The 5683-nt window shown below is 45.7% G+C and carries 6 protein-coding genes; 1 reads left to right on the forward strand and 5 read right to left on the reverse strand.

The window, feature by feature from the left end:
* Positions 1–273 precede the first annotated feature (273 nt).
* Entirely contained in the window at positions 274–528 is a 255-nt protein-coding gene (locus QGT73_RS11445) for a toxin-antitoxin system protein (protein ID WP_280120501.1), read from the forward strand.
* A gap of 71 nt (positions 529–599) precedes the next feature.
* On the opposite strand, the gene QGT73_RS11450 is transcribed toward QGT73_RS11445, so the two are convergent.
* The 5 genes from QGT73_RS11450 to QGT73_RS11470 all read right to left on the reverse strand — a co-directional run.
* A complete protein-coding gene (locus QGT73_RS11450) occupies positions 600–1712 on the reverse strand; it encodes a site-specific integrase (protein WP_123477094.1) in 1113 nt (370 codons plus the stop codon).
* 112 nt (positions 1713–1824) lie between these two features.
* Positions 1825–2724 carry a helix-turn-helix domain-containing protein gene (locus QGT73_RS11455; RefSeq protein WP_123477092.1) on the reverse strand — a complete coding sequence of 300 codons (900 nt, stop codon included), beginning with the start codon at positions 2722–2724 and terminating at the stop codon, positions 1825–1827.
* A 744-nt stretch (positions 2725–3468) separates the two neighbouring features.
* Complete coding sequence (locus tag QGT73_RS11460; RefSeq protein ID WP_280122498.1) at positions 3469–4101, reverse strand: HD domain-containing protein; 633 nt, start codon at positions 4099–4101, stop codon at positions 3469–3471.
* A 168-nt stretch (positions 4102–4269) separates the two neighbouring features.
* Positions 4270–4920, reverse strand: coding sequence for an RloB family protein (locus QGT73_RS11465; RefSeq protein ID WP_280122492.1), 651 nt, complete (start codon positions 4918–4920; stop codon positions 4270–4272).
* Positions 4907–5683, reverse strand: a 777-nt coding sequence (locus QGT73_RS11470; RefSeq protein WP_280122493.1) for an AAA family ATPase, incomplete at its 5' end; no start/stop codon positions are given. The genes QGT73_RS11465 and QGT73_RS11470, both read right to left, overlap by 14 nt.

Genomic DNA, 5683 nt, shown 5'->3' on the forward strand with positions numbered 1-5683 from the left:
AAAAAAAAAACAAATATGCAAGTAAAATAATGTTTATTTTCTTGATATTCAATAGCTTTTATGAGCGTCAAATGCGAAGTGATAATTGAACGTTAAGCTGCTATTGTTTCGTCATAATATGAGTACGGCATACCTACCTGAGTAGTTACGAGTTATGCAAACAAGGTTAAAACACGGTAACACTTTCGATTGTTCATTCTCCGAAAATTGAATCAGCATTGTTGGTTGGAGATATGCTTGATTCGTTGTACCTTTGCACTCAAAAATAACATAATGGCGACATCAGCTCAAAAGAAAATAATTACGTTCTCTCTGAGAGTAGATCTCATAGAACGTCTTAAAGATATGGCTAAACAAGAGCATTGTAGCCTTGACAATTTGGTTGAGAGCATATTGTTTGAAGCTGCTTATAATGAGTCTAATGAGATAACAAAGGCCGCTCTTGAGGAAGCTATTAGTGGAAAATTGAGGACTAAACCTCCCATTGATACATCATCTGTAGAGGCTATGTTTAAGTCAATCGATTAGACACTATAATAGCAATATAATTATAGACCGAGACAATGCTGACAAGGCAATCATCCCGGTCTATATTATTATTATTTCAGAGTGATGGCGTTGGATGCCTCGCGTTTTTTCTCGCTTACGACATCTGCGTAAATCTGCGTGGTTCGGACACTGCGGTGGGTCAGCATCTTTGATACTACATATACGTCGATACCCAGCGAGATAAGGAGCGTAGCAAACGAATGGCGAAGACAGTGGAACGAGAGTTTTTTCTCGATGCCTGCGGCCTTCACCCATTTCTTGAATGGCTGTTGTGCCATTGAGCGGCGGAAGCCTTTGAAGATAAGTCCTTCACCACGTTCACCGCAATATTTCAGAGCCTCTTCACTTATCGGTAATGTCGCTTCTGTCTCGGTTTTCTCGGTACATAGGCGTATGCAGTGGCCACCGTCCGGGCTTCGCTCAATATTATCCCATCGGAGCTGCAATAGGTCGCTAAGTCGTAGTCCGGTAAACAGCCCGAACATAGATGCTTGTTTGAGGATAGGCACCTCACACTCGGTAGCATCAAGGATTTTCATCTCGTCGAGCGTCAGATACTCCTTCTTTACCTCCTGCCATTTGATGCCTTCAAGAAAGTCGTTGACGTTCTCAGTGATATATTTTTCCTTATATGCCATTTTCAGCAGACAGCGGAATGTTGACCAATAGCCTGAAGCAGAGTTGTTGGATAACGGTATCTTTTTGTTAGGGTGGCGCAGATTATGTGCATAGAGAAGATACTCCCGGAATTCTTCGCACAGTTCCGTAGTAATATCGCCGAATGTACATCGGCCACCGCAGAATTTTTTGAAATGGAGATAGACGCTCATCCATTTGTCATATTTGCTTTTCGCCTTCTTCTCGAAGTAGGCAAGAAAGTCCATCTTCTGTTTAGTCTTGTCAAGGAATCCGAACTGTTCGTTTACGAGGCTCTGATAACGGATGCAACGGATGGCCTCGGCTTTCTCCTCCATTTCCTGATTGAAACGGCGTTGCATCTCGTTGGCCGGTTCGGCAAAGATGACTATGCCGAGAGTTTCGCGGCGGGTCATCTTGTTTGTGTGGGGATTGCGTATCGCGGGATAATAATCGAGATAGAGCGATACCTTACCTCCGGCATACGGGCGACGACGGAGGAACACTTTGGTGCAGGTGTTTGTCATTGCTTTATGGGGTTTGAGGGTTTGAAAATCAGATACAAAAGTAGCGGGAGAAGCATGAGAGAACAATGAGTTCTCCAGCAGTCCCAAGGCTTCTCCAAGGTCTCTCTGGAGATTAAATCTCCGGAGAACCGAGGAGAGAATCAAGTTCAGAGCAGAGTATGAGAGTGTATTTTCCTTTCTTCACACGAGTGATGTTGTGGTATTTCAGATAGTGGTGGAGCTGGTCACGGGTCAGTCCATACTTCTCCATCGCCTCGGGATAGGTGTAATATTCGGGGCCCTTTGGCGCGGCTATACCCTTTGCCAGATCGAAATGATACTTGGAATACATCACATAGTTGCCCTGCTTTTTCTTAGGAATACCCTCCTTTGACACGAGAGTATAGATTGCTGATAAGGTCATGCCATAGGCGGCTTGAATATCAGCCACGGTATACCACTCGTTGATTTTCTCTTTCGGTTGCTGATTTGCAAAGTAGCGGTCAACATGGCTGCGGCTCCAAAGCGTCTTTCCTCGGCTCTGAGTCTTAGGCCAACCCTCACGCTCAGCAATCTTATACATCCCGGAGTTTGACACCCCGAATTTTTCCTGCACCTCCTTCGATGTGTAGAACTCTGTAATTGGAGCTGATGGATTTTTTATTTGTGTACTTTGAATGTCAAGGACAGAGAACAGCTCATCAACATCGGCTCGACGGATGAGCGTTTTGCGTTTCAGCTTCCAAACCTTAATCACACCACGGTTAATATAGTTGTAGATAGTGACATGGCATACGCCTAATAAGGTCGCTGCTTGTGTCGGTGTCAGGAATTCCTGTTTGGCAACCTCTTTCTGTCCTGATTGCTGGTATTCATATTCTCGTTGGTATGAATCCAGTTTCTCCTGACGCTTCCGTTCCTTGTATGCGAGTCCCGAGCATCGGTGGCTGCAATACTCCGTTGTTGTCTTACGAGCGATGAACTCAGCTCCACACCAATGGCATTTCTTTTTGATTTCAATGTTGCTACTCATTTTTATCCTGTGTTAGTGTTTATTTCTCCTTTTATTTCGCAAAAAGTGTTCATGGGCGTAAACTGACGTAAACCTACGTAAACATCATCCACGACCTTGCGGCACGCATTGACGGGATTGACCGATTTGCTACAAATCGGGTACAAAAACACAGGTAAAAAGGGGTGAAAAGCGGTTATATTGCAGTATTGGTACGAAAAAAGCCGCCCGATAACGAGCGACTTTTCAATATTTTACACCAAATGGCACCAGTTATCACCAATAGGCTACTTGCCGATGCACTATCCTTATAGTATTGATAGCGTGCTACTTGAGCTTTTATTATACAAGGGTCGGTCTCACTTCTGATTTTTGATGATTTGGGGCTTCCCAGCTGACTTCATCTAAGGAAACAGACCTCTCTTTCGTACATTTTGCACAATGTGCAAAGTTAATGATTTTCCACGACATAGAGTGTTAAAATACGAGAAAATAATTTCAAGTAACTGTAAATTTTTCAGCCACCGAATTTGTACCGCAAAAAGTAAGTCTGACAGAAGTCTTAATCATTGGGCTGCAATGGCTGTAACATTGTTGAATATTAGGTGTTTAACTAATATTGGAGTATGTCTGTTACTTTACTACATTAGAAAGTGAAGAAGATGCGTCTGAGGATGTCGGCGACTGAATGATTCGACCGGGTCAGGCAAGTGTATCGGATGGTGAAACCGGGTATGAAAACAGACCTCCGGGGGAGGCCTGTCTCTATTCATTTTCTTCATCGAAAATGCGGTTGAAAATCTCTTCAAGTTTCTTCCTGTCGGTGAGCAGCGCATGGAGCTTTTTCAGGTTCTTGGCGTTGTCGCTCCACGGTACCCATACTTTCAAATACCCCTTCGTGCCGTACTTCTCGTTGAGGTGTTCGATTGTCCGTTGATAGTGTCCGGCTCGGTTGAGTTGGGGATAATTTGCCAGACCGTATTGAATGGTTCTCCGGATTATCGTGTCTGCCTCGATGAAGCGGTCTGCCTCCGCTACAATCATTCCGTAACCGTTACGAGGCTTCTTCTGATTAGATGCACGGTGGTCCTCAACAGCGCGACCCATAGTCACAATCTGCTTGCGGGTGAAGTGCGACTTTACAAACTCGTCCGCTTCAAGTATCGTGCGGGAGTCCTTGTGATGGTTCTCTCTGCCGTTGACAAGACCGAGATCATGAAACGCCGCTATGATATAGACCATATCGGAATTCATTGCCGGATTATGTTCGGCGAGTTTTATGCTCTGTTCAATGACCATGCGGACATGGCTTTCCTGATGCGCCTTGTCGAAGGCGGCATAGCGGGGGATTATCTCATTCTCAACATAGTCTATGATCTCCTGAGACACCGGCTTCAATTTCAATTCCGGTATTTCGCCACGTTCCCGCTTTTCTTTCAGTATCTGACGACGGTGGGCACGTTCCTCCGCCATACACTTCTTGCAGATATGGCGAGCGTGACCTTTGCCCGAGAATTTCTCATTGGCGAGATACTGACCGCACTTCCGGCAATAATGTCCCATAGCTTATTTCAGACTATTTCCTGTAATGCTTTCCATAAGGAGATAAACGCGCGAGCCGATGTTTTGAGGCCACCTGTCGGCAGGATTTTCATCAAGCTCCCGTGCTATGGACATTGCTTTCGGTGCATGTGGCAGAAGGCGTACAGCGTCATAGCTCGATTCAGAATAGGAACCAAGAAGGTCTCGCATACGTTTCTTCAGCCAAGTCACCCCGGCTTTATTCTTCCTGTTCATGGCAAGCTCATTTGAAGTCACTTCGTCATACTCCCTTATATCTTCAAGATGTAGCAGTAGCCACAACTCAAAGCAGGGATTGCTCATACAGAAATTCAGATGTGGATTCTGCGCACATAGCCGGGCCACCTGCGAGAGCATACGCTCATGCCAGCGGTCACGATCTATGACAAGCCATAATTCATCATCATCCTCTATGTTATATTGTCGCATAAAGTCCGCTATCTGGGCGTGAACGCTCTCAGGCGATGACTCATTGGAATCACGGGTCAATATTTCAACATGAACATTCGGAGCACGGAGCCGGTCTTTCACAGCCGAAAAATATATCGACTCTGTGCAGCGACCCTCGCTGGCAATCACGACAAGGCGTGCGGAACGCACACCTTCGAGACGTACAAAATCCTTACGCTTTCTCATGTTTCTGCCAATTTAGGGTTTCAATCGGTGCGAAGAATGGGATTGCGCTGTATCTGCCCTGCAAATATCCTTTCTGCACATTCTCGCGGGGCTTATACTCTGCAAGAGACACAAGGCGGGATGCTCCGTCCTTGTCTTTCTCTACAAACCAGACCTCATCGGAGCGAATCATGTCAAGATTGAGAAGATTGCACTCATGGGTGGATATAATAAGCTGGGTGTCTCTTTCCGATGAAAGTTCGTGGAGATAGCACTCTATCAGTTTCTGCGACAACAAGGGGTGCATACTGCGGTCAAGCTCATCAATCATATAGTCCACTTCACTCTGTCCCAAGTCGATAAGCATGGGGATGAAATCAAGAAGCCTGATTGAACCGTCGGATTCCTCGTCCATTTCAAAAACGACCTCGTCATCCGCATCATTGCGGTGAACCGCCTTCTGCTTGAATATCGTGTATGTGCCGTCCTCTTTGAAATCAAAGAAGAAGCATTCGTTGCTTTCAGGAGCCGCCACCAGAGCAGTACGTCCCGGAGTTGAGCTACTTATGATTTTGTCAAGCAAACGGTCGGGTAGGTTGGTCTCCTCTTTTGACCGGACAGGGAAACGCCGAATATCCACAATGCCAGTGTTGAAATACTGGAGAAGGCGACGTGTTGCTTCATGGAAATCCTCATCCTGCTCGGCATTGAACGATATGCCACGGAACCGTGTGCCCGGAAAAATTATGCGTAGACCCGAGGCAAACCATAAATAGGCAGTCTT

This window comes from Duncaniella muricolitica, assembly GCF_910574735.1.
GTDB classification, from domain to species: Bacteria; Bacteroidota; Bacteroidia; order Bacteroidales; family Muribaculaceae; genus Duncaniella; species Duncaniella muricolitica.

What these genes read in the sequence shown, in the direction of transcription:
- QGT73_RS11445 (WP_280120501.1), top strand. Translation starts at nt 274, where the DNA reads ATGGCGACATCAGCTCAAAAGAAAATAATTACGTTCTCTCTGAGAGTA.
- QGT73_RS11450 (WP_123477094.1), bottom strand. Translation starts at nt 1,712, where the DNA reads ATGACAAACACCTGCACCAAAGTGTTCCTCCGTCGTCGCCCGTATGCC.
- QGT73_RS11455 (WP_123477092.1), bottom strand. Translation starts at nt 2,724, where the DNA reads ATGAGTAGCAACATTGAAATCAAAAAGAAATGCCATTGGTGTGGAGCT.
- QGT73_RS11465 (WP_280122492.1), bottom strand. Translation starts at nt 4,920, where the DNA reads ATGAGAAAGCGTAAGGATTTTGTACGTCTCGAAGGTGTGCGTTCCGCA.